Genomic DNA, 22,441 nt, shown 5'->3' with positions numbered 1-22,441 from the left:
TACCTCCAGTTGCATTTTTTAACCATTCAGCTTTAGTTCAAGTGTCCTCGCTGCATTCCTTGCAGTGCTTTGCATGTTTTCATTTATAGGCTGACCGGACCGTTTCCCGATCAAGAGGACCCCTTTGGGAATTCCCTTAAAATGAATGGGAACAGCATATGCATGCTTCAGGGCTTCAGCAAGCATAATCGGGTATTCCAATGCTTTTCCAGCAACATTTTCGGGGAAGTTTTCTACGTACATAGGCCTTCCGGTTGAAATCACCTTTCCTGCAATGCCTTTGCCGTACCTTACTGTAATCCTCTTATACTTTTCGTTGCTATTTCCTGCAGCATAATGCCATCTTACATCCGGGCCATCTGTATTTTGCAGTGCCAATCCGACAAAATCACAGTCCAGCTCTGTCAGCACCTTTTCACAAGCCTGATCAATAAGTGCGCTCTCTCCCGGACTGCCCCCCTTATATTCCATAACCAAGCAGCCCTTTCTTTAAGGCATATGCAACAAGTTCCGGCCTGGTCTTCATCTGAAGTTTTTCCATTAAATTACCTTTATGGGTTTCAACTGTCTTTACACTAATCACAAGCTGTTCAGCAATTTCCTTATTGGAAAATCCTTTGGCTATTAATGTAAGAACCTCTTTTTCCCTGTCAGACAACAGGTTGAATGTATCAGTGTTCCCCTGCTTTACACTTCCGATATATTCTTCCATCAGCCTTTTAGTTGCAGACGGATGCAAATAGGCATTCCCGCTTGCAACAGACCGGATTGCTGCGAGCAGTTCATCATGAGGAGCACTTTTTAAAATACATCCGGACGCACCCGCTTGGATCGCCCTGAATAGGTACTCTTCATCATCATGCATGGTCAAAATCAGGATCTGTATTTCCGGCTTTAATTTTTTCAATTCTGACGTTGCAGACATGCCATCTTTTCCATGGGGCATGCTCAAATCCATTACTACCACATCAGGCTTTAATTCAATAGCCTGCTGAATCCCCTCGTTGCCTTCCGAAGCTTCACCAACCACCTGCATATCTTCATGGTTATTTAATAGCATTTTCAAACCCATTCTGACTACCGCGTGGTCGTCGCAAAGTAATATATTGATCAACCTTGCTCCCCCTTTACCATTTGTCCGCACGAGAAAAGCACAAGGGCCTTTGCCTGCCCGAGGGGCAGACTGATTTCGCCGGACAGTTCTTGAAGTACAAAGTAACAGTTCCAGTGTTAAAAAATTATCTTTTATAGGCAACAAGGGAGCCGCTTTGCGCAGTTCCCTTGTTATGTATAATCTTAGTATAACGGAAGGCTGATATCTATTGTAGTCCCTTCGCCGATTTTGGAGCTGATGACGCACTTGCCGCTGATTAAACACATTCTTTCAATCATTGCAGCAAGGCCAGACGATTTTTGCATCCCAGCATCAACATCAAAGCCCATACCCTTGTCTTCAATGTTAATAGAAAGCTGTCCCGGTTTCCATTGCAGGAAGATGGATGCACTCATTGTGTCAGCATACCTGGCTATGTTTGCCAGAGCTTCCTGGCAAACCCGAAACAAAGTTATGCTTTCCCTTTCACTGATTTGGACTTCCATCCCCTCATTTTGAAGATCCACTGTTATTCCATATGTGGAAGTGTATAATTTCAGATAACTTTTCAGCGCCGGCAGCAGGCCGAGGGTTCCCAGGGCAGGGGGATGCAATTCCACAGCCAGAAGCCTGATTTCCTGAATTGTTTTTTCCATCATTTGCGCCATATCTCCAACATAGCCTTTCATTTCGGGCTGATCCACAGCAGTTTGAATGAACTGCATCCCTGTATATAAGCTGTAAAGCGTCTGCCCGACCCCTTCGTGAAGCTCCAGGGCGATGCGCTTGATCTCATCTTCCTGAGATTGAATAATATAGGAACTGATATTTTTCTTTGCTGGCTGGATTTCCATTCCACCCCTCCTCCTTAAGACTTTATTTTTGCATTTACTTTGCTTTTTTTACCCGATGACTGGAAATGTCACTGAACATGCCCGCATATTGAACTACATCTCCAGCATCATTTTTAATAGCACTAATGGTAAGCCATTGGAGATATTCTTCTCCGTCTTTGCGGCAATTCCATATTTCCCCTTGCCAGAATCCATTTTTTTCAATTGAAGTCCATAAGTCCTGGTAAAAGCCCTTAGTCTGCTTTCCTGATTTAAGGATATTAGGATTTTTGCCGACTACTTCCTCTTCCTTGTACCCGGTTATTTCTGTGAAAGCAGGGTTTACAGAGATTATTTTACCTCCCCTATCCGTTACCAGAATCCCTTCAATTGTATGATCAATCACCTGGCCCGCAATTTCCATTTTACCTTGGAAGTACATCCAAACAACCAGAATCAAGCTGGCAAGCGCCACTTCTGACAATGCCATAAAGCCAATCGCATAATGGCCGGTGATATTAAATAACAGGGTCAATATAAGCGGCGGAAAAAATCCTCCCAGGCCGCCCATTGCGGAAACAATTCCGTTTACGATACCCGCCTGCTTCTGGAAGTACATAGGCACCAGCTTAAAGATAACACCATTCCCAATTCCAGCTGATAGAGCAATGCTTAAGCATCCAAATGTGTACCATGTAATTGACGGAGATAATGATAGAATCACTGCAGAGATGGTATAAACCCCAAAGACAAACATTAGAAGAATTAAAGAATGGAAACGGTCTGCAAGCCAGCCGCCAATCGGTCTCATGGCAGTTGCAAGGACGATGAATCCGGCTGTCCTTAATCCCGCATCCACTTTATCGAGTTCAAAATGAGCTACCAGGAAATTTGGCAGATAAATGGTAAACGCAACAAATGACCCGAAAGTAATGAAATAGAATAAGCTCAGCAGCCACAGCTTTTCATTTTTATAGACGCCTTTAATCTGTTCCAGAAGCGGTGTCTGCACCTTAACTTCTTTTTTATCACCAAGCAAGAAGTTTGCTGCAATGAAGATTCCGAGCAGGACCAGATAGATTTGTACGGTTAGGGACCATCCAAACTTTGTGGCAACAACCGGCGCCGCAAATGCGGTTATGGCTGTTCCAAGATTGCCTGCCCCGTATATTCCATTTACAAACCCATGGCGCTCCTTTGGATAATACTTTGGAAGAGATGTAACACCAACAGAGAACACCGCTCCTCCAAGACCGAGGAATAATCCTCCGATCAGTAAATCAGTAATGGAATCAGCTATACTGATAAAATAGACTGGAAATAATAGAAGAATAAAGCTCAATATAAAGATTATTCTTGCTCCAAACTGATTAGCATAATAACCCAGAGGAATACGGAGCAGCGATCCAAGGATCACCGGAACTGCTGTTACAAGGGCTAGCTTGTCGGCTGGAATATTGATATCTTCCTTTATAAACGGCATAAGGGAGGATATCAGCACCCAAACCATAAACCCGGCTACTAAGTTTAACGTCTGCAATGGCAGCTGTATTTTTCTAATCATCGTGTTCACGCTCTCTTCTTTATTACATATTTTAATCCGGCTTCCTGATCAAGAGCAGCCCACCTGCTGTCAGATGCTTCCACACAGGATGTCAGCGGAACTGCAAAAAAATTCATGTGGTCAAAATAAATACGCAAATGTGTTCCATCCGGACAGAGCCCGGTTTTTATTATTTCTTTGTGAACAAAAGGGGCTTTGTCATTTCCCTCTTCATCTAAAATTGCCACCTGCACATTTTGCCGTACAAAGCCGTCCAAATCTTCTTTTCTAATGAGTTCCACAGCTCCCGCACCCTCTTTTAGCAGGGTAAATATACATTTGATAACCCTGCAGATATTTCCAGAATGATTCACTTGCATTTTCTTCTATGAATTCAATGGTTTCCTCTTCTGATTGCCATTTGCTCATGCCTTTTATCTCTGCTACAACAATGTCCATGCCGTCATTAGACTTCTCATCCAAATACCAGTTGAGGCGGACTCCCTTGAAGAGTTCGGAAAGGAGCTGATCAACTTCTGGAGCAAAATCCCCGGATTGTTCTCTTACAAAACAAAAATCAAGATATGTTTCACTGTTCATAAAAAATCACGCCCTCATGTTAATCGTCTTTTTATAAGCGAATACGGCCAAGGGAAAAAGAACAATATTCAGTCCGCCGAAAATCAATACCTTTTCATAGTTTTCGTAATAGTATTGGTGGACCATATATTGGGTAAAGATAATATTCATCATTAATATCGCGGCCAAAATGATGACACCCAGAAAGCTACGCCTCATAACGTTTCACCCTCACTGCAAAGATTGCTCCATTCTCCACCTTAATTTGGATTTCGGGAAGCGGCCTTCTTGGCGGCCCCGCAGTTGGCGAACCAGTCTCCACATCGAACTTACCATGGTGGCAAGGGCAGATCATTTCACCTTGCTCCTTTACCCAAAATACCGGGCAACGCAAATGTGTACAAGCATTCTGATAGGCAACATATTTGTTCTCTGATAAGCGTATTAAAATTGCGTCATCATGATCCCCAGGAAACTTGAACTCCACTGCATCACCGATTGGCAGCTTGCTTACATCGGTTATTTTCTTATGAGGATATTCCTTTTCGCCAAGCCCCATTAATTCTTTGGCAGCTACTGCCCCCCAGGGAAGGGAGGAAACCGCAAACACACCGGCGGCACCAACCAAAGTTTTCATGAACCCGCGTCTATCCAGTTTTCTTTCGTTATTCCGTTCGATATTATGCGTATAATTATCTTCATTAAAGGGAATCTTGTTATTCTTATCAGACATCCCTAATCCCTCCTAAAACAGCTTTGTAATTCCCTGCAGGATTCCCGGCAGATTTACCTTTACGTTTGTTTCACCTTCAAGATATGGCATGCTTGTTACCCATTTGCCGTTATCAAGGTTAAATTGCTTCTTCTTGTTTTCAATTTCTTCATCTGTGAGCCATTGCAGTGTATTAGATGGACATACACTCGCACACATAGGGGGAATTCCATCTTTAGTACGGTCAATACATAGGTCGCATTTGTACATTAAGTTCTGTTCTTGATCAAATTTTGGTATGCCATATGGGCAGGCAATTGTGCAGTTCTGACAGCCAATACACTTTTCCACCAGTGCAGATAACACAGCGCCTGTCTCATGAATTTGGATGGCCTGGGCCGGACAGCTTCGGGCACATGCCGGATTTTCACAGTGAAGGCACATGAGAGGCATCGTCTGCCGGTTCACAAGAGGATTTACATCATACACATAGTTTCTGTTGCGCTCCTCATGCCCCCCGCATTGTGTACATGCTGCCAGACAAGAACGGCATCCTATACAGTTTTCAAGTTCTAAATACAGCCTCTTCTTCATTTATTGCACCTTCTTTAATTCGACTTTTTCCAGCTGTGCAGCACATGCCTTGAACTCAGGCATTCGGGAAATAGGATCTAACGCCGCAATTGTTAATAGATTAATAGAATCTTCATGTCCAAAATGGTATGGAACAAAGACGGTATCCTTGCGGATGGCTTCCGTAATTTTGACTTTATAGATGGCCTCGCCTCTTCTGGTAAATAAACGGACCCTTTCTTCATGTTCCATATTATATTTTGATGCTGTTTCCGGGTGGATCTCCACAAATGGTTCAGGACACATATCATGGAGGAATGGAATTCTTCTAGTCTGATTGCCAGATAGGTAATGGTAAACCACCCGGCCAGTTGTTAAACGGAGCGGATATTTTTCACATGGTTCTTCCGCTGGCGGACGGTATGGCAGCGCGCATATTTTTGCTTTGCCATCCGGATGATAAAATTTCTTATCAAGGAACATATGTGGTGTCCCTTCATCATTTTCATTTTTGCATGGCCAGAAAACTCCATCCTGCTTGTCGATTTTATCCCAGGTAGCTCCATAGTAATCAGCATAGCCGCCCTTGGTAGCCAGTCTGAACTCATCTGCAACATCTCGTGCGGTTTTTAGGTAAGAAAAGTATTTTCCTTTTCCTAAGCGTTCAGCCAGCTCCACTTGGATTTGCCAGTCCGGCTTCGATTCCCCAACAGGTTCCTGAGCTTTATTGATTTTAATTATGCGGCCTTCAATATTCGTTACTGTTCCTTCATCCTCTGACCATGTAACTGCCGGAAGAACAACATCTGCAAATTCTGCCGATTCAGAAAGGTAGAAATCGGAGCATACCATAAAATCCAAGGTCTTAAATGCTTTCCTGACAAAATTTAGATTTGGTGCAGATACAGCAGGATTCGAACATAGAAGGTATAAACCGCGAATCGTTTTTTTCTCCATCAGCTCAATCATTTCATAAGCAGATACACCAGGCTGCGGCATTTCTTCAGGTGTAATTCCCCAAACGCTGCATACTTCTTCAACATGTTTTGGGTTCGTAATTTTTCGGTAGCCAGGAAGCAAATCCGATTTTTGTCCATGCTCTCTTCCGCCCTGTCCATTGCCCTGCCCGGTAAATGTGGCTACTCCGGCTTTCGGACGGCCGATCTTTCCAGTAACAAGCGCCATATTGGTGTAGGCGGAAACATTATCAACACCCTTATGCTGCTGTTCAACACCTCGGGCAAACATGACAACTGCATTTGGAGCTTTTCCGTATATTTCTGCAGCGCGAATGATTTTTTCCGGCGCCACACCAGTCAGCATGCTTGTATATTCAGGTGTGAAATCCTTTACAAGTTCCTTTGTTTCTTCAAATCCGTTGGTATGTTTATTAATAAACTCTTCATCTATATAGCCCATTTTAATCAATTGATTAACAATCCCGTTTGCAAGTGCAAGGTCTGTTCCGGGCTGCAGGTCGAGATGAAGGTCAGCTCTTCTGGCAATTGGCGTTTCCCGGGGATCGACTACAATGATATAACCGCCTCTTTCCTGAACGTTCCAAATGCGGAACATGGAAGTCGGATGGCATTCAGCTGTATTGCTTCCGGCGATAAACAGGCAATCTGTTTCATGAATATCTGTCCAAGGCAAGGTTGACCCTCTATCGACACCGAAAGAACGGAGGAATCCGCCTGCAGCACTTGACATACAGAAACGGCCGTTATAGTCAATATATCGCGTGGCAAGAGCAACACGGGCAAATTTACCTGTTAAATAACATTTTTCATTTGTCATTGATACCCCGCTGAAGACGGAGAGAGAATCCTTTCCGTATTCTGTTTGAAGCTCTTTGAATTTTTTTGCAATTAAATCGTATGCTTCATCCCAGCTTGCTTCACGGAACCCTTTGGTGGTTCCTTTTAAAGAAGCATCATCCCGGATCAGCGGTTTCAGCAGGCGGTCTTTGTGGTTGGTCTGCTGGTAGGCGGTAACCCCTTTGGGGCACATTTTCCCGACCGTAACCGGCCAGTCATAACGGGGCTCGACCCCAATGATTTTATTTGTCTGTGTATTAACCCTCAAGTTCATTCCGCATTGCATGCCGCAATAGCTGCAGTGTGTTTTTATCAATTTTTCATTCGGATGGTTTAGATTCTCAATTTCTTTAAAAAACTTATCCCTTTGCATTCTGGTTTGCCTCCTTGACCTTCACTTCATGAGTAGGGAATCCGGAAAATTGTGCGATCCGGTATTTCCTTCTGCAAGGGAGGCACATTTCTGCAAGATGATGTCCTTCCTTTGCTTTAAATTCAATATCGTTTACGCCGAGTACATCGACGACATCTTTTGATTGTTCTGATGAAACAAACTGATCTCCGCACACCTTGCATTCCTTCATTCCCTGTTCGGCATAGTGTTCTCTGTAGTTTCTTGCCAAAACACTCATTGGGCGGAAAGGAATATGTGCAAGCTTTCCAAATGGCAGGTAAATCAGTGTAATGATGACTGACCACTGATGGATCAGTGACATTGCCGGCTGTCCCGCACCGTGTAAAAAGATATTCATAAAGGTTAAAGCCAGCCCCGTAATGCTGACTAGAAGCAGCATATAAAGAGGCATGAAATCATATAGGAAGTTCTGCTCTGCTCTTGCCTGCATATTTTTCAGACGGCGGTACAGCGCCATGCAAACTCCTGCGATTACCATTATTGCTGTAATATTCAGCGCGTTATAAGAAAGGTTGGCAATGATGCCATCCGCAGGGACAGTCATTACCTTCATGCCCATTGCAATTATGTTGTAATGACCATTGTCATCCATCGTAAAATACATCCAACCGAAAACTAGAGGGAATGTAACGAAGCAGGATAGGATGCAGCCCCAGCCGATCAGCACATGCTGAGTCCATCGGTAAATTCCCCTATTCCAGATAAAATTGTAAGTTGCAAGATGCTCAACAGACGTTTTTGGCGTTGACTTTCTTTTTAGCAGCTTCAATCCTTTTTTCAGGATAAGCTTTGTTGGCGGCCTTTCGCCCCAGGCAATGAACCTATAGAAGAACCCTCCAATAAACACAATCGTTCCGACCATATATCCGTACAGGTTTAAATCAACATGTGTAAACATTCTAGTGCCAATAAAAGAAAGAATAGCTAATGCTGTAACAGATAAAAACATCGACTTGGCAAAATGAGATGCAAACGCATTGTTTAATGTGTTTCCTGTTTTTTGATTGACTGCAGCTTTCGCCTGCATATTAACTCCTCCTCATTCACAAACAATTACCTTAACTTTATTGTAAAAGCGGGAGGAATTTTTCAATATCGGGGAACTTCCCCATTAGAGGGGGGGAAATTCCCCTATCTTTATGAAAGGATATTAAATGAACATGCTGCTGCATAGAATGCGCCAATAAAAAAAGACCTTTTCAAAGGTCTTGCGAAAATATTGAAACTTTTTCCATATTCATGCGTATTTTCTAATTAGGAGGCGGAATTATGAAAAAAAATATTTTTATACTGTTCATTACACTTGCTGCAGAAACTCTGATTACCCTGCTTGCTTCACGAGCCTTTTCAATCCGATTCATCGAAATCATGTTTTTTTCAGGTGTGTTGTTTACAGCTTTAACTGTATGGTTTTCAAGCAGCGGCGGTATGGTGACGAAGTTTATGGACAGCACCGCAAGTGCTATGACTGGATTCTTATCTAAAAGAGAGGAGTTCAGCTTCAGACCTAATTATGCTGTTCTCGGTTCGGTTATCTTTTTACTTATTGGTCTTGTTTTCTTTATCTTACTGTTAACAAATGTCATTCCTCCATCGTAGGCACTATGGTACAATCATGAAAAGGAGTTGGTAATATGGCTAAATCAGCTGCGAAGAAGTTAAGGGAAAAAGCAGTACGTGAGGGAAAAAGAAACCCTGAATGCAATCGAAGCCCATTTGCGTATGCGGACATGCGCACAAGAAAAACAAAAACCAAAAAAGAACAATCATACAGGAGCAAATATAAGAACCGTTATTCTGATGAAAACAGAACAGACGGTTCTTTTTTTATGTATTATCTTTTCAAAAGCAGCCAGTCCGTTTAAAGACCAGCTGCATTTTTCCGACTATAATATTCCCATCCCTTCTATATGTCTCCGGGCTTCGTCATCACCCAGATCATAAATCATTTTATATATGCCTTCCATGGATGCATCATATTCATCATTTTTTGATTCTTTGTGGTACTCCAGGAAAGGGACATGTGCACGTGCAAATGTTTTAAGATCTGCATCATAATTCTCATTAATGTATTCATTTAAATGAGCTAATTCTTCGTCTGTTGCATAAATTTTAAATTGCCATTCGGCTGCTTCAACTGGTTCTGTGTAGATCTGCGCATTTTCAATATCTATATAATATGTTTTTTTTGTTTGGTCCATTGTTTTTCATCTCCTCTATCTTTTATACGGTATTTACCACAAACTGAGGAAGTTTAACCATTTTGAAATTTTAAGATGCTTGTTGGGCATGATATAGCTGTGCATTACAAGGAAGGTGGCACAATGAATCTTTTCAGGAGGTATATAATGGGTATTTTAAGCGGAAATCCAAAGGACGAGCCTTTGCATTATGGCGAGGTTTATAGCACATGGTCTTATTTGCTGGCAGGAAAGGGAATGGCCTCTGCCTACCAAACGATGCTTAGCCACTCTGGAGATGGGGACTTGAAAAAAATGCTTGAAGAAGCCATCCGCCTCTGCAAGCAGGAAGAGGAACAAATTGAGGATCTGCTAAAGGAAAACGGGATCGGTCTTCCTCCATCACCGCCTGACAGACCTGAAGCCTGTGTAAACGATATTCCTGCTGGCGCCAGATTTATGGATCCTGAAGTTGCTGCAAAATTAGCAGGAGATCTGGCAGCAGGATTGGTTGGCTGCAGTACAATCATGGGTCAATGCATCCGTGAAGATATCGCAGGCATGTTTGGCCAGTTTCATACTCAGAAAGCTGCTTTAGGTGTTAAGGTTCTTCGAATGAATAAAGAAAAAGGCTGGCTTATTCCTCCGCCGCTTCATCTTCACAAATCAGATAATTGCTAAGGATTTGCTGCAGAGATATGACCATATGTAAAAAGAGAGCAGAGTCCATTGTCTGCTCTCTTGCCTAAAAGTTATTTCTTAAAACTTGGCTTTGTTCACTCCAAACATCAAATATGTTGCCGTCCGGGTCAGAAAACACAAAATTTCTGCCAGGATGCCCGCGATTTTCGATAGGTCCTGTATTTACTTCCTTCTCAAGAAGTTCCCGATGCAAGTTTTCGAGCTCTGTTATTCCATCGACTTCAAAAGTTAAACAAAATCGCAATCTTCCGTCAGAATCCTTAAAATTAAAACTTTCCTCTTCAGGTGCTTCCAGAAGGAAAAAGCTTTGGCTTGCCATATTGATTATGACCATTTTCCCCTTTTCATCCCTAAAGCTTTCTGCTGCTCCAAGCTTCTCTGTGTACCAGTTTAAGGAATCCATTACATTTCTGACAGGTATGTAGACTGTTCCCACTCTTAAGAGCTTTTGACTCAAAAATGAGCCTCCTCCTAACAAACTCTCTATATTTGCAAATTATATCCAAACGTATTAATTCCTCTTTAAAAATAAAAAAACCTTAGTCCGAAATGAGAACTAAGGCTGCTCATTTATCTTACTCAGAGTATTTGCTTTCACTGGAATCAGGGGAAACCATACCGCCGGCACCGCTGGAATTGATATCTGGTTCTGCTCCTTCAGGCTGAGATGGAAGCACTTTGTTTTTCTTTTGATTGGGAAGACCAGAATGATCCTTTAGGTATTGATCATTTTCCATAATCGCTGCCACCTTAAATCCTGTTCCCTCGAGCTGGTTCTTCAATTGATCAAATACTTTTGTCTGATTATTATTCATTTCCTGATCATCATACTGAATCTCTACATTTATTGTTTTCATGTCAGGACCTCCTTTTTAAGCTATTTTCCCGAATGCCCTTTCATTAAACTATATAGAACCTTTAAAAAAGCAGAAGTTTATTTCAGAAATAAAAGGTTATTTAAGAAAATAACCAGGACATGGTTCAGCCAGAAAAATACATGGATTTTTCTTCCATATACATCATTTTCTATTCATTCCTGAATATAATTAAATTGTATTCCGATCAGTCGAAAGGAGCAGAGGCATGTGGTTTTGGATTCTGGTAATCTTCATCCCTATTATTATCCTCGCTATTTTGGAAGAAACGATTCAATTTATGGTGAATCGTAAGGTATTCGGAAAAAGTGACAAACCGTTTTTAATTAAACAAAAACTCCATCATTTGAAAAACAAATTCAGGTATAAAAAAAGCCATTCCCAATAAGGAAAGGCTTTTTTAACCAGCCATTATAGGCCGCTAAAACTCATACTTTAATCAGATTCTTCTGTTTCTGCCGACTGTTCCTGTCCTGGTCCAGTCATCGGCTTCTTTTTCAGTTCAAAATAAGCATCTAATACTTTTCTGCCAATTTCATAATTTGCTGTATGTCCGCTTCTTCCCTGGTATGCCCATGGAACAATGACAGACATGGCAATTTCAGGATTATTATGCGGTGCATAGGCAACAAGGCTCAAGTTCATAACATCTATTAACTTATCTCCCTTTTTTTTGAGAGGGCCGTCATAAAATGCTTCCGCTGTACCTGTTTTTCCTGCTGGAGAATATGGTGCATCTGCGAACATTCTATATGCAGTCCCTTCAGGATGCTGCATCACCTGTCTTAATCCTTCTTTGACAGTATTTAGTTCTCTATCACTTACATCTATCGTATTTAAGACAGTTGGCTGAATATCCTTCCAGATCCGGCCAAGCTCCTCCTGCTCTGTGGCGGGCTCCCGGATTTCTTTTACAAGGCGCGGCTGGATACGATAGCCGCCATTTGCAATAGTTGATATATATTGCGCCATTTGCATCGGAGTGTAGGTATCATACTGTCCGATTGCAAGGTCTAATAGAAATCCCGGCAAGCGAAGCGGTCCTTCATAGCCTATTGCCTCATTCGGCAAATCGATGCCAGTTCTGACTCCGAGGCCAAATTGGCCGAAAGACTCTCTCATGTCTTCAAATGCATTAGGGTTTTTAAATCCCAGAGGCTGATCATATGCATACCGCGCATCCGCAATTTCAATTGCTGTTTTGAACATATATACGTTTGAGGATATTCGCAAAGCCCTTGTTTCGTTCATGATTGCCTGAAAGTTAAACCACGATTTTTTCACCTGTGGTGTACCTGCAATTTTCATTGGTGCATCTAAAAATGTCGTCCCGGGTGAAATTGCACCGGTTTTATAGCCTGTTAAAACAGTTGCCCCTTTTACAGAGGATCCCACATTATAAGAAGAGGCAATCGTACCCAGCGCATAATCCTGCAGAACCGTTTTGCCATCATCATCCTTGTCTATCATTTTCCCTGCCATCGTCAGAACTTCACCAGTATGCGGATTCATTAGAACGACAAACGCACGATCCATTAAATATGTTCCCCTGGTCCTTTTAGCAGCCCAAATTTCCTCTTCCAATATTTTTTCCACTGCCTTCTGCAGATCCATATCAATCGTCAGAACAAGATCTTTGCCTCTTTGGCCTTGAGAAACCAGTTCACTTCCGAGAATTTCTCCTTTTTTTGTAATAAGCTTTTCCTTTGATTTTTGGCCATGCAGAACATCCTCATATTGCATTTCGAGATAGCTCTTTCCTACACGTTCATTTCTGCTGTAGTCCCTGGCCAGAAAATAATCCAGCCTTTCCTGCGGCAGCCCTTCGTTTGTATCTGTAACCTTCCCCAGGACTGTCTGGAGCGTACTGTCAAAAGCATAAGTTCGATCCCAGTCAGTAGTTGTATTGACACCTGGAAGATATTGAAGATTCTCGCTTACCGCAGCATATTCTTTACTTGATACCCCCTCATTTTTGACTATTTGCGGCGTCATTGCATAGCCGCTCGTAAATTCCCGGAAGATTGCCCGCACTTCCAGGTCCTGCTTGCTCAGCTGTTTCAGATCTTCGTCTGTAATTCTTTCAAGCTGCATCTCATAAATTTGCTTATCATCCAGTTTGTTCTCTTTAAACAGCTTCCATTCCTTATCAGTTATTTTATCCCGGACTGCATCAGGATTTTTTAGAATCCAATGATCCTTCTTATCGCGCTCCGTCACTTTATCCGTCTCTTTATCAATCAGAATGGCCAGCCGCTCTGCCACCTGAAGCATTTCTTTCTGTTTGGCATTCCGGTTGGTATACGTAATCGCACTCTTTGGAATATTATCCACAATAACCTGATGGTTCCTGTCAAGCATCCTTCCCCTTGGAACCGGATTAGCTACGATGACATCTTCCGTCCTGTCCACTTCTTTTTTGTATGTCTCACCATTTACAATCTGGACGACGCCAAGTCTTAAAATTAGTACTGAAAACAAAACAAAAACAGCAAAGAACAATAAATTGACCCTAAAAGGCACATGGCTTTTCTTTTTCTTCTTTTTCCCCATGTATGAATCTCCCCCCTTATGAACACTCTGTCTGTATAATAGAGATTCTTCCAAATCTTCCCCTGTTAAATAATTCCACGGTTTTTGTAAAATCCCTGCCAGTCCAAAACATATTTTGAAATATAAAGGAATTTAAGGAGGTTAAGTGGAAATGTTAATCTGATTAATTTTTTAGGAGGTCTTTAATATGGAAAGAGCGCAAAAATACCTGAACTATTTTTTATCGCACAGAAAGGTGACCAATGAGCTAATCAAGAAGATTGATGAAAATAACTATGACTACAAACCAACTGAAACAAGCATGGCGGCCGGCAAGCTGGTAACTCATATGCTTACTTCTTTTTATATGTTTGCCAAAACAGTAAAAGAAGGCAGCACTGCAGTGTTTGGCGAGAAATTCGATGAAATTGCGCCAGACCTTTCTGAAGCCGCTGAAAGCTACACAGAAAAAACCATTGAGATCATTTCATCATTAACAAATGATGAGTTAGAAAGAACCATTGATATGACACGGATATTTGGAATGGAGCTTACCGGCAGCCAGCTGCTGCAGCTTGCAATGGATCATGAAATTCATCATAAAGGGAACTTGTTTGTCTATGTACGTGAAATGGGCCATACGGAGCTTCCGATGTTTGTGAGCAGATGATAGGAAAAGCGGAACCGCCTTCGGAACAAGCTAAAGCGCTTGTTCCTGCGAAGAACATCCAGGGAAGCTTTCCCCATGGTGCTCACCCCTGACAAGCACAAGACGAACCTCCCGGAAATTCGTTCTTTGCCTTTTGGGAGATTTGCCCGAAATGTGGAAGCGACTGCCACATGGACGACAAGCGTATGGACGAGCCCTGCAAGAGTGTCCTTTCATTCTGAAAGGGATTGGCTTCTGTCATGAGTCCCTAGGAGCCGCAGCAAAACAAGCTTGTGACCTTGAGAGGGCAGGAGCAGGACCTGGAGCTGGAGAGTAATCAAAGTTAAAAGTAATGATTTCTTATCATTTTGAAAAAACGGACGCGTCGCCGTGTCCGTTTTATAAACTACCTGAGGGGAGAAATTAATTCTGCCAGCTCATTTTTTGGTGAATTCACTTTATTTGATACCGGGTACTTATCCATTTTTTCAGCCGGATAAGGATCAAGCAATGATTTCAGATATTCAGTGTCATTAAAACGAGGATTAAGCCAGTCCTCAAAATCGCTTTCCTTTAATATCACCGGCATTCGGTCATGTACATCCTCGGTTACTTCATTTGGCCCCGTTGTAATGATTGTACAACTCGTTATTGGATTTTCTCCTTTATGCCACGTATCCCAAATGCCTGCAAAGGCAAATGGTTTTTCATCTTTCATAATGAAACGGTACGGCTGTTTACCTTCTTCGGTTTTCTTCCATTCATAAAAGCCATCTGCAGGGATTAAGCACCTTTTGCTTTTAAAGGGACCTTTAAAGCTTGGTTTCGAGTCGATGCCTTCCGCTCTTGCGTTTATCATTTTGTATGCTATTTTTTCATCATTAGCCCAGAAGGGGACCAGTCCCCATTTCATCTGCCTGCCGATCCGCTGTTTCCCATCTCCAATGATGGCTAAGATATTCTGGCTTGGCGCGATATTATATCTGGGTAAAACCTCTCCCTCCGCATATTCAAATTCAAACAGCAGCTGAAGTTTAGCAATGGTTTCTGTTAGTGTAAACCGGCCGCACAATATAATCACCTCTTTTAAGTCAATTCAGCAATATAATGTTCATCTATTCCCGGATATAGCGCATATTAAAACTGTCAGCTATTTTACAGGGAGGAATGCAATATGACAAAACAAGGCAGACAAAATGCAAATCAAACGAGAGCCCAAATTGAAAAACAGGATAAACGAAACGATGTTGAACTGGGAAGCGAGTTTCAGGCAGGAAATGATAAATCTCAAAGCCAGAAAAAAAGCGGAAAGCAAATTAATAAGAAGTCATAATGACAAATCCCCCATTTTTCGGGGGATTTTCATGTCCTGATTGTATACAGTTGTCCTTCCACTGCAAAAGAAATACGGCCTGTTTCCTCTGAAACTACAATGGCAACAGCATCTGATTTTTCAGTAAGTCCAATTGCCGCTCTATGCCTTGTCCCAAGTTTTTTCCCTTCAATGGTTTTATTGGCAAGAGGCAGGATGTTGCCTGCAGAAATAATGGTATCTTCTTTTATTAAAATACTGCCGTCATGCAAAGGGTTTCCAGGATAAAAAATGGTTTCAAGCAGTGTGCTGCTTACTTTTGCTCCAATTGGCGTCCCATTATGAAGGTAATCGCCTATAGGCAGTCTTCTCTCAACAACAATAAGCCCTCCATGCCTTTTTTCTGATAAATGCTGGGCGGCCAATGATAAGCTTGAATATTCCTTAGTATACGGCGATAAATATGACTGAAGATAATAAGTCGAAGCAATTGTATGAGCCTCTGTTACCGCCTTCTGCAAGTTTTCGAAATCGGATAAAATACAGCAACTGAAGTCCTCTAGCGTTTTGGAAATAGAATGAATCTGATTGTCGATATTGTCAATATACCGGTTTAAATCTTTTCGGTATTGATCTTCGCTATAAATCAACCGGACTTCCTCCAATCTTAATTCATATTAGTACCTTTTCCAGTTAAAAATTATTTATCCATTTTACGGAATAGGTTTAGAACCTCTTTAAAGGGACTAAATATAAGTATTAAGCAACGAGGTGATAGACATGTTCGATATTTTAGCAAAACAATTTGAGAAACCAGCAGGATTACTAGGGAAGCTTGCCGGGAAAATCATGTACCTTGAAAACCGCAAGATTAACAAATGGACAATACAACAATTAAAGATTAATCGCAGGGACTCAATTTTAGAAGTAGGCTTTGGCCCTGGCTACAGCATCAGGCATATAATGGATCACTGCCGCCATGCAGAAACGGATGGAGTTGATGTATCCGAAGATATGAAGGCTTCAGCAGCCAAACTGAATGATGACTATATTCGTCAGGGAAAGGTCAGATTGTTCGTAAAAGATATACACGATTACTTCCCTGATAAAACGTATAATAAGATATTTTCAGTCAACAATTATCCATTATGGACAAAACCAAGAGAGTCACTTCAGCATCTCTATGGGATGCTTGAGGAAGACGGAATAATTGCCGTCACCGTTCAGCCAAGAGAAGATGGAGCAGATGACAACATTGCCAAAAATCTCGGAAAGGTGATCAAAACTGATATGGAAGCCGCTGGATTCCATTCTATTTCCATTTCATATAAAGAAGCACGCCCCGTCCTAACCGTATGTGTAACTGGAATCAAATAATGGAGAAAAGCGGGAGTTGCTCCCGCTCTTTTTCATTTATCACCAGCCTCGGCTGGCTCCACCTCCGCCGGATGAACCGCCGCCCCCTCCCCGGGGACCGCCGCCGCCACTTCCACCTCTTGAGAGAATGGAAAGGATGGCGTATGAAAAGGCTCCTCCAAAAAATTTAATGTCTAAAAACAATAATCCAACAACAATTAAAATTATCAGCCAGGACGGTATGCTACTGCCTCTATCCTGTGTCCCTGCATCAGCATAATTGCCGCCTAAATTCACTTCTTCCCCGGCAGCTTCCTGAACAAGCACCTTATAGGTTTCAATTACAGCTCTGTTGGGCTGGCCATCCTGAAGATATGGAAGGGTAACTTCATCCAGAATCCTGCCTGCTTTTCCATCGGGAATCTGTCCTTCAAGCCCATAACCAACCTCAATCCGCACCTTCCGATCCTGCATGGCCACAACCAAGAGGACACCGTTATTCTCTGCGGCACTGCCTATGCCATAAGACCGGAAAGCTTCATTTGCATATTCTTCAATCGGTCTGTCCCCAGTAGTTCCAACAGTTAAAACCGCAACCTGTGCAGATGTCTTATCTTCCAATTGCCTTCCCAGGTTATTCAATTCAGATTTTTCCTGGTCATTCAGGACCTCCGCAAAATCCTGGACATAAATATCTCCAGCAGGCTGCGGTATGGGTTCATCTGCATGGACCTGGAATGCACCCATTATTAAATTTACTAACAGAAGGGTCAGAGAGACCCTGCGGATGATCATTCTCCATTGCCTCCAAAGTCAACTTCAGGTGCTTCATTCGCCAGCGGATCCGCCCTAAAATACTCTTTTTCATCAAAGCCAGTTATCCCTGCAACAATTGCACCCGGAAACCTTTTTACTTTTTTGTTATATACAGCAACCTGGTCGTTATAATCCTTTCGGGAAACTGAAATCCGATTTTCTGTACCAGCAAGCTCGTCCATTAATTGGGTAAACTGCTTATCTGCTTTTAGATTTGGATAGTTCTCCACCACTACAAGCAGACGGCTCAAAGCACTTGACAGCTCAGCGTTTGCGGCAGCTTCCTCTTCAGGAGACCGGGCTCCCGCCAATCTCGCACGAGCATCTGATATTGCCTGAATTGTCTCCTTCTCGTGAGCAGCATATCCCTTTACTGTATTTACCAGATTAGGAATCAAATCCAGCCTTCTCTGCAGCTGGTTCTCAATTTGAGAATAAGCCTGGTCCACATTTTCCTCAGCACTTACAAACCCGTTATAACTGGACATCAGCATTATGCCTGCTATGACTACTGCAGCAATAACAGCAATTAAAACACCCATACCTTTTTTCATTTGCGCCACTCCTGTTTCTAAGTTGTTTTGTCACTTGCATGGTATTTTTCCTTTTTGGCGCGAAAGTTAAACCTGGAGATTTGTTTGCTGATGTTGTTAAGCTCGCGCGGATTTGGATGATTTACGAGCGGGCGGGCTACTTCTGCGCGGGGGGGTCGCGTTTTTTTGCGCGAGCTTCCTTTTGTTTTGCGCGGGATTATTAACTTTGTGCGCGGATTTGGGTGAGTTACGTGCGGGCGGGCTGCTTCTGCGCGGAGGGGACGTTTTGTTGCGCGGGCTTCCTTTTGTTTTGCGCGGGATTATTAACTTTGTGCGCGGATTTGGGTGAGTTACGTGCGGGCGGGCTACTTCTGCGCAAGGTGCACGTTTTTTTGCGCGGGATTATTAACTTTGTGCGCGGATTTGGGTGAGTTACGTGCGGGCGGGCTACTTCTGCGCGAGGTGCACGTTTTTTTGCGCGGGCATCCTTTTGTTTTGCGCGGGATTATTACTTTTGTGCGCGGATTTGGGTGAGTTACGTGCGGGCGGGCTACTTCTGCGCGAGGTGCACGTTTTTTTGCGCGAGCTTCCTTTTGTTTTGCGCGGGATTATTAACTTTGTGCGCGGATTTGGATGAGTTACGTGCGGGCGGGCTACTTCTGCGCGAGGTGCACGTTTTTTTGCGCGGGCTTCCTTCTTTTTTGCGCGGGATTATTACTTTTGTGCGCGGATTTGGATGAGTTACGCGCGGGCGGGCTACTTCTACGCGGGCATCCTTTTGTTTTGCGTGGGATTTTACCTTTGCGCGCGGATTCCGATATTCACACGGGGGTGGCTCCCTGCGCAAGGTGTACGTTTTATACGTGGCAGGCTTCAGGTTCGGGCGGATATATTACTTTTATGCGCGAATTCTTGTATGTTTCGCCATATGACTTTTTACAATATCAAAAGTAATCGCGTCAATATCTTTCATTATGTCTGATGGAAATTGCGTCTCCAGGACAGGTTATTGCGCAGATCTTTTAATTTTTTTGCGCTATTACAACGTTAATGCGTCTTACTTCCCCACATTCGCGTCATCCAGCAGGTTATTCGCGCCGTCGTATCTCTTTTTTCTCACCGCTCCTGTCTCTTTATCGCGCTGTCGCTTTTCACAAATGCGCCAAACAAATTTCCTTTCCCCAATAACATAAGAAAAACCGGAACCCATTCGGGCTCCAGTCCAAGTATGATTATTTAATAAAATTGTTCGCAATCAGTTCACTGAATTCAGGTTTATCTTTCAGGAATTTTAAAGTGTAGGATGAATCTGCAAATTCCTGGATTGCGTCTGCATCAACATCGTAAGTGAACCCAATTCTTTCCCAGGCGCGGTTTACGACTTCTTTTTCCAGTTCCTGGCCAGTCACTTCTTTAATGTCTTTGATAGTAATTGCTTTTGCTTCTTCAGGATTTTCTTCGATAAATTTAACTGCATCTTTATGTGCATCAACGATTTTCTGTACTTTTTCCGGGCTGTTCTTTACTGCATCGCCAGTAGCAACCAATACTGATGCCGGAAGTGTTTCACCGAAAGATACTTCATCCCAGCCAATTACGACTTCAGCGTTTGTTTCCTGTTCAATGACAGCTGCCCATGGTTCGGGAGCAACTGCGATATCGACTTTACCTGTTTTCAGCATACTTGCATATTGTGCAGGGTTGCCTGTTAAATGCTTCATGGTACCGCCAATGCGAGCTGAAGTGATCCCGGCTTCTTCAAGATATGTTTCATACTGGACATCATGTGTGCAGCCAACGCCAGGTGTAATAAACGTTTTACCCTGGAAGTCTTCTAGTGAGTTAATTTCTACTCCTTCTCTGGCAAGGATAACTGTTCCGCCTGTTGAGGCACCTGCGATAATCTTAACATCAGCCCCGGTTGAGAAGTTGTTCATTGCTGGTCCGGGTCCTACTAGGCCTGCATCAATGTCGCCCGTTTTCAGGGCAGTCATGAATGAACCGCCTTCTGCAAATGTCTTGTATTCTACTTTAGTACCATCGCCAAGCTGTTTTTCAAAATAGCCTTGATCTTTCGCAACCATTGCTGGCACATGATTGATATTCGGGAAATAACCGATGACAATCTTGTCTTCGCCTCCGCTGCTCTTCTCAGATGCACCGCATCCGGCAAGCAGCCCGGTGAAAGTAAATAAGACAGCAACCCATAAAATAGCCTTTTTCATTTATACCCCTCCAAAATTAAGACTCAAGTCCCCATTTTTTTATGACTGATTTTTCAATGCGCTGGAATATGAATTGGTCAACAATCATTCCAATAGCTCCAATAATAATCATGACACCGATTACGATGTCCATTCTTCCAAAGTCTGAAGCGTATCGAAGTGTGTAGCCCAATCCTGGTCCTGTGCTTAAAAGCTCACCGGCCATCAATGCACGCCAGGCAAATGCCCAGGCAAGTCGTGAACCAGTGACAACGTATGGAATGGATGCTGGAAAGATGACTCTTGTGAATAAATCAATTCCATTCGCACCCATTGTCTGAGCTGCCTTGATATATAATGGTGAAACATTTTTTATGCCTGTTCGCATGTTCAGTGCCATTACAAATGTACCGCCAAGTATGGTTACAAAAATAACAGCCTTTTCATTTAAGCCAAACCACATAATTGCGATCGGCAGCCAGACGATGCTGGGAACACTTTGCAAGGCAAGGATGACTGCACCCAGTGTTTCATCAGCTGTTTTGGATTTTCCGAGGAGAATACCAATCAATGTGCCAATGACAAGGCTGATAGCAAGACCGACTGCGAGCCTTTTAAAACTGGCGATTAAATCATAAATGAGAGTTTTATCCTGAAACCCTTCAACAAGGGCACTGAATACACTGGAAAGGGAAGGGAAAATCAAAGGATGCCAAAACTCAAGCCGTGACCCAATTTCCCAAAATGCAATAATGGCTGCAAAAAATATAATTCTTTTAATAGCTGTTTGCATATTGGAGTTCCTCACTTACAACTTTATCAATTTCCTTCTTCAGATATTTCATAATGTGGTCTTCAATCTCAAGCATTTCATTTTTGTGTTCCTCACGGGGTCTGGGGATATCAACCGTTATATCCTGTAAAATGATTCCGGGCTTTGTTCCCATAACAATGATTCGATCTGACAGTTTAATAGATTCTGAGATGCTATGAGTAACAAAAAGAATGGTTTTCTTCGTCTCAGTCCAGATGTTTTCCAGCTGTCCGTGCAGGCGCGAACGGGTCTGTTCATCAAGTGCTCCGAATGGTTCATCCATTAAGAGTGTTTCCGGGTTCATCGCAAGTGCTCTCGCAATCGCTACTCTCTGCTGCATTCCTCCAGAAAGTTCATGAGGATAATGGGATATATATTTTCCCAGCTGAACCATTTGCAGATATTTAAGTGCTGTTTCCTCAGCATCCTTCTTCTTCATTTCTTTTTTCAGCGGAAACGTGACATTTTCCATGACTGTCAGCCAAGGGAATAAGGCTGCCTGCTGGAAAACCATTCCCCTGTCTTTTCCGGGCTTTGTTATGGTTTTTCCGTCGATTTGAATGTGGCCTGAAGTTGTTTTAGTAAGCCCTGCGACGATTGAAAGAAGTGTTGACTTTCCGCATCCTGAAGGGCCTAAAATTGAAACAAACTGGCCTTTCTCAATGGATAAATTAATATCTTTCAAGACGTCAACAGGACGATTTTCTTTATCGCTATATTGTTTATTCACATCGTTTATCTCAATGAACATTCAAAGATCACCTATTCCTATAAATCTCATTAATTTACTCGGATTACTTGTAATTATAAAGTATTCACTTTGCATGTCAACCTTTACAATAAATATTTTTAAAAATGGGCTTAATCAAATAAAAAGCTTCCTCCATCAAGGAGAAAGCTTTT

Annotated in this window: 30 protein-coding genes; 8 read left to right on the top strand and 22 right to left on the bottom strand. The window is 42.6% G+C overall.

Annotation, left to right across the window (positions count from 1 at the left end; genetic code table 11):
• Nucleotides 1–18 precede the first annotated feature (18 nt).
• The 11 genes from DFO72_RS08575 to DFO72_RS08525 form a co-directional block, all read right to left on the bottom strand.
• Nucleotides 19–471: a GAF domain-containing protein gene (locus DFO72_RS08575; RefSeq protein ID WP_113881294.1), complete on the bottom strand. Its 453-nt coding sequence runs from the start codon at nt 469–471 to the stop codon at nt 19–21.
• Entirely contained in the window at nt 461–1,114 is a 654-nt protein-coding gene (locus DFO72_RS08570; protein ID WP_113881293.1) for a response regulator, read from the bottom strand. Before DFO72_RS08570 ends, DFO72_RS08575 begins: the two co-directional genes overlap by 11 nt.
• A gap of 182 nt (nt 1,115–1,296) precedes the next feature.
• Nucleotides 1,297–1,947, bottom strand: coding sequence for a sensor histidine kinase (locus DFO72_RS08565; RefSeq protein WP_113881292.1), 651 nt, complete (start codon nt 1,945–1,947; stop codon nt 1,297–1,299).
• 34 nt (nt 1,948–1,981) lie between these two features.
• Complete coding sequence (locus tag DFO72_RS08560; protein ID WP_113881291.1) at nt 1,982–3,490, bottom strand: nitrate/nitrite transporter; 1,509 nt, start codon at nt 3,488–3,490, stop codon at nt 1,982–1,984.
• 5 nt (nt 3,491–3,495) lie between these two features.
• Entirely contained in the window at nt 3,496–3,771 is a 276-nt protein-coding gene (locus tag DFO72_RS08555; RefSeq protein ID WP_113881290.1) for a hypothetical protein, read from the bottom strand.
• Nucleotides 3,758–4,069 carry a hypothetical protein gene (locus DFO72_RS08550; protein WP_113881289.1) on the bottom strand — a complete coding sequence of 104 codons (312 nt, stop codon included), beginning with the start codon at nt 4,067–4,069 and terminating at the stop codon, nt 3,758–3,760. The genes DFO72_RS08555 and DFO72_RS08550 overlap by 14 nt, the downstream gene beginning before the upstream one ends.
• A 6-nt stretch (nt 4,070–4,075) precedes the next feature.
• Nucleotides 4,076–4,267, bottom strand: a complete 192-nt coding sequence (locus DFO72_RS08545; protein ID WP_113881288.1) for a hypothetical protein — start codon at nt 4,265–4,267, stop codon at nt 4,076–4,078.
• A complete protein-coding gene (locus DFO72_RS08540; protein ID WP_113881287.1) occupies nt 4,257–4,781 on the bottom strand; it encodes a Rieske (2Fe-2S) protein in 525 nt (174 codons plus the stop codon). Before DFO72_RS08540 ends, DFO72_RS08545 begins: the two co-directional genes overlap by 11 nt.
• Nucleotides 4,782–4,793: 12 nt before the next feature.
• Nucleotides 4,794–5,354 (bottom strand): 4Fe-4S dicluster domain-containing protein, encoded by a 561-nt coding sequence (locus tag DFO72_RS08535; protein WP_009333499.1) that lies wholly within the window; start codon nt 5,352–5,354, stop codon nt 4,794–4,796.
• A complete protein-coding gene (locus DFO72_RS08530; RefSeq protein WP_113881286.1) occupies nt 5,355–7,523 on the bottom strand; it encodes a molybdopterin oxidoreductase family protein in 2,169 nt (722 codons plus the stop codon).
• The gene (locus tag DFO72_RS08525; protein ID WP_113881285.1) at nt 7,510–8,592 is read right to left on the bottom strand and encodes a hypothetical protein; all 1,083 of its coding nucleotides are present in this window, start codon (nt 8,590–8,592) and stop codon (nt 7,510–7,512) included. Before DFO72_RS08525 ends, DFO72_RS08530 begins: the two co-directional genes overlap by 14 nt.
• A gap of 242 nt (nt 8,593–8,834) precedes the next feature.
• Here DFO72_RS08525 and DFO72_RS08520 point away from each other — a divergent pair, with 242 nt between their 5' ends.
• On the top strand, nt 8,835–9,164 hold the full coding sequence (locus tag DFO72_RS08520) for a hypothetical protein (protein WP_113881284.1): 330 nt from the start codon (nt 8,835–8,837) through the stop codon (nt 9,162–9,164).
• A 35-nt stretch (nt 9,165–9,199) separates the two neighbouring features.
• Nucleotides 9,200–9,430, top strand: coding sequence for a hypothetical protein (locus tag DFO72_RS08515; RefSeq protein WP_113881283.1), 231 nt, complete (start codon nt 9,200–9,202; stop codon nt 9,428–9,430).
• A 21-nt stretch (nt 9,431–9,451) separates the two neighbouring features.
• Here the strand turns inward: DFO72_RS08515 and DFO72_RS08510 are convergent, their stop codons facing one another.
• Complete coding sequence (locus DFO72_RS08510) at nt 9,452–9,766, bottom strand: hydrolase (protein WP_113881282.1); 315 nt, start codon at nt 9,764–9,766, stop codon at nt 9,452–9,454.
• 147 nt (nt 9,767–9,913) lie between these two features.
• On the opposite strand from DFO72_RS08510, the gene DFO72_RS08505 reads away from it, so the two are divergent.
• Nucleotides 9,914–10,426, top strand: a complete 513-nt coding sequence (locus DFO72_RS08505) for a DUF3231 family protein (RefSeq protein ID WP_113881281.1) — start codon at nt 9,914–9,916, stop codon at nt 10,424–10,426.
• A 64-nt stretch (nt 10,427–10,490) separates the two neighbouring features.
• On the opposite strand, the gene DFO72_RS08500 is transcribed toward DFO72_RS08505, so the two are convergent.
• Together DFO72_RS08500 and DFO72_RS08495 are read right to left on the bottom strand one after the other, a co-directional pair.
• Nucleotides 10,491–10,904 (bottom strand): VOC family protein, encoded by a 414-nt coding sequence (locus DFO72_RS08500; RefSeq protein ID WP_113881280.1) that lies wholly within the window; start codon nt 10,902–10,904, stop codon nt 10,491–10,493.
• A gap of 118 nt (nt 10,905–11,022) precedes the next feature.
• Nucleotides 11,023–11,304 carry a hypothetical protein gene (locus DFO72_RS08495; RefSeq protein WP_113881279.1) on the bottom strand — a complete coding sequence of 94 codons (282 nt, stop codon included), beginning with the start codon at nt 11,302–11,304 and terminating at the stop codon, nt 11,023–11,025.
• A 226-nt stretch (nt 11,305–11,530) separates the two neighbouring features.
• On the opposite strand from DFO72_RS08495, the gene DFO72_RS08490 reads away from it, so the two are divergent.
• Nucleotides 11,531–11,710, top strand: coding sequence for a hypothetical protein (locus DFO72_RS08490; protein ID WP_113881278.1), 180 nt, complete (start codon nt 11,531–11,533; stop codon nt 11,708–11,710).
• 47 nt (nt 11,711–11,757) lie between these two features.
• Here the strand turns inward: DFO72_RS08490 and DFO72_RS08485 are convergent, their stop codons facing one another.
• Nucleotides 11,758–13,875: a peptidoglycan D,D-transpeptidase FtsI family protein gene (locus tag DFO72_RS08485; RefSeq protein ID WP_113881277.1), complete on the bottom strand. Its 2,118-nt coding sequence runs from the start codon at nt 13,873–13,875 to the stop codon at nt 11,758–11,760.
• Nucleotides 13,876–14,062: 187 nt separating this feature from the next.
• Here DFO72_RS08485 and DFO72_RS08480 point away from each other — a divergent pair, with 187 nt between their 5' ends.
• Nucleotides 14,063–14,524, top strand: a complete 462-nt coding sequence (locus DFO72_RS08480) for a DinB family protein (protein ID WP_113881276.1) — start codon at nt 14,063–14,065, stop codon at nt 14,522–14,524.
• Nucleotides 14,525–14,675: 151 nt separating this feature from the next.
• Nucleotides 14,676–14,840, top strand: coding sequence for a hypothetical protein (locus DFO72_RS29385; protein WP_166672444.1), 165 nt, complete (start codon nt 14,676–14,678; stop codon nt 14,838–14,840).
• 69 nt (nt 14,841–14,909) lie between these two features.
• Here DFO72_RS29385 and DFO72_RS08475 read toward each other — a convergent pair whose 3' ends face one another.
• Entirely contained in the window at nt 14,910–15,575 is a 666-nt protein-coding gene (locus DFO72_RS08475) for an SOS response-associated peptidase (protein ID WP_113881275.1), read from the bottom strand.
• A gap of 102 nt (nt 15,576–15,677) precedes the next feature.
• Between DFO72_RS08475 and DFO72_RS29380 the strand changes: the two genes are divergently transcribed.
• Complete coding sequence (locus DFO72_RS29380) at nt 15,678–15,836, top strand: hypothetical protein (protein WP_009333479.1); 159 nt, start codon at nt 15,678–15,680, stop codon at nt 15,834–15,836.
• A 29-nt stretch (nt 15,837–15,865) separates the two neighbouring features.
• Here the strand turns inward: DFO72_RS29380 and cdaS are convergent, their stop codons facing one another.
• Complete coding sequence (cdaS, locus tag DFO72_RS08470; RefSeq protein WP_113881274.1) at nt 15,866–16,465, bottom strand: sporulation-specific diadenylate cyclase CdaS; 600 nt, start codon at nt 16,463–16,465, stop codon at nt 15,866–15,868.
• Nucleotides 16,466–16,595: 130 nt separating this feature from the next.
• On the opposite strand from cdaS, the gene DFO72_RS08465 reads away from it, so the two are divergent.
• Nucleotides 16,596–17,192 (top strand): class I SAM-dependent methyltransferase, encoded by a 597-nt coding sequence (locus tag DFO72_RS08465; protein WP_113881273.1) that lies wholly within the window; start codon nt 16,596–16,598, stop codon nt 17,190–17,192.
• Between the two features lie 39 nt (nt 17,193–17,231).
• Here the strand turns inward: DFO72_RS08465 and DFO72_RS08460 are convergent, their stop codons facing one another.
• From DFO72_RS08460 to DFO72_RS08440, 5 genes are all read right to left on the bottom strand, one after another.
• Entirely contained in the window at nt 17,232–17,966 is a 735-nt protein-coding gene (locus tag DFO72_RS08460; RefSeq protein ID WP_113881272.1) for a TPM domain-containing protein, read from the bottom strand.
• The gene (locus DFO72_RS08455) at nt 17,963–18,541 is read right to left on the bottom strand and encodes a LemA family protein (RefSeq protein WP_113881271.1); all 579 of its coding nucleotides are present in this window, start codon (nt 18,539–18,541) and stop codon (nt 17,963–17,965) included. Before DFO72_RS08455 ends, DFO72_RS08460 begins: the two co-directional genes overlap by 4 nt.
• A gap of 1,211 nt (nt 18,542–19,752) precedes the next feature.
• The gene (locus DFO72_RS08450) at nt 19,753–20,745 is read right to left on the bottom strand and encodes an aliphatic sulfonate ABC transporter substrate-binding protein (protein ID WP_113881270.1); all 993 of its coding nucleotides are present in this window, start codon (nt 20,743–20,745) and stop codon (nt 19,753–19,755) included.
• A 16-nt stretch (nt 20,746–20,761) separates the two neighbouring features.
• Nucleotides 20,762–21,517 (bottom strand): ABC transporter permease, encoded by a 756-nt coding sequence (locus tag DFO72_RS08445; RefSeq protein WP_113881269.1) that lies wholly within the window; start codon nt 21,515–21,517, stop codon nt 20,762–20,764.
• Nucleotides 21,501–22,289 carry an ABC transporter ATP-binding protein gene (locus DFO72_RS08440; RefSeq protein ID WP_113881268.1) on the bottom strand — a complete coding sequence of 263 codons (789 nt, stop codon included), beginning with the start codon at nt 22,287–22,289 and terminating at the stop codon, nt 21,501–21,503. The genes DFO72_RS08445 and DFO72_RS08440 overlap by 17 nt, the downstream gene beginning before the upstream one ends.
• Nucleotides 22,290–22,441 lie beyond the last annotated feature (152 nt).

Origin of the sequence: Cytobacillus oceanisediminis (assembly GCF_004366035.1) — a bacterium.
GTDB lineage: Bacteria > Bacillota > Bacilli > Bacillales > Cytobacillaceae > Cytobacillus > Cytobacillus oceanisediminis_C.
The sequence above is the reverse complement of the archived record's forward strand: the minus strand, read 5'-3'. Positions and strand labels throughout refer to the sequence as shown.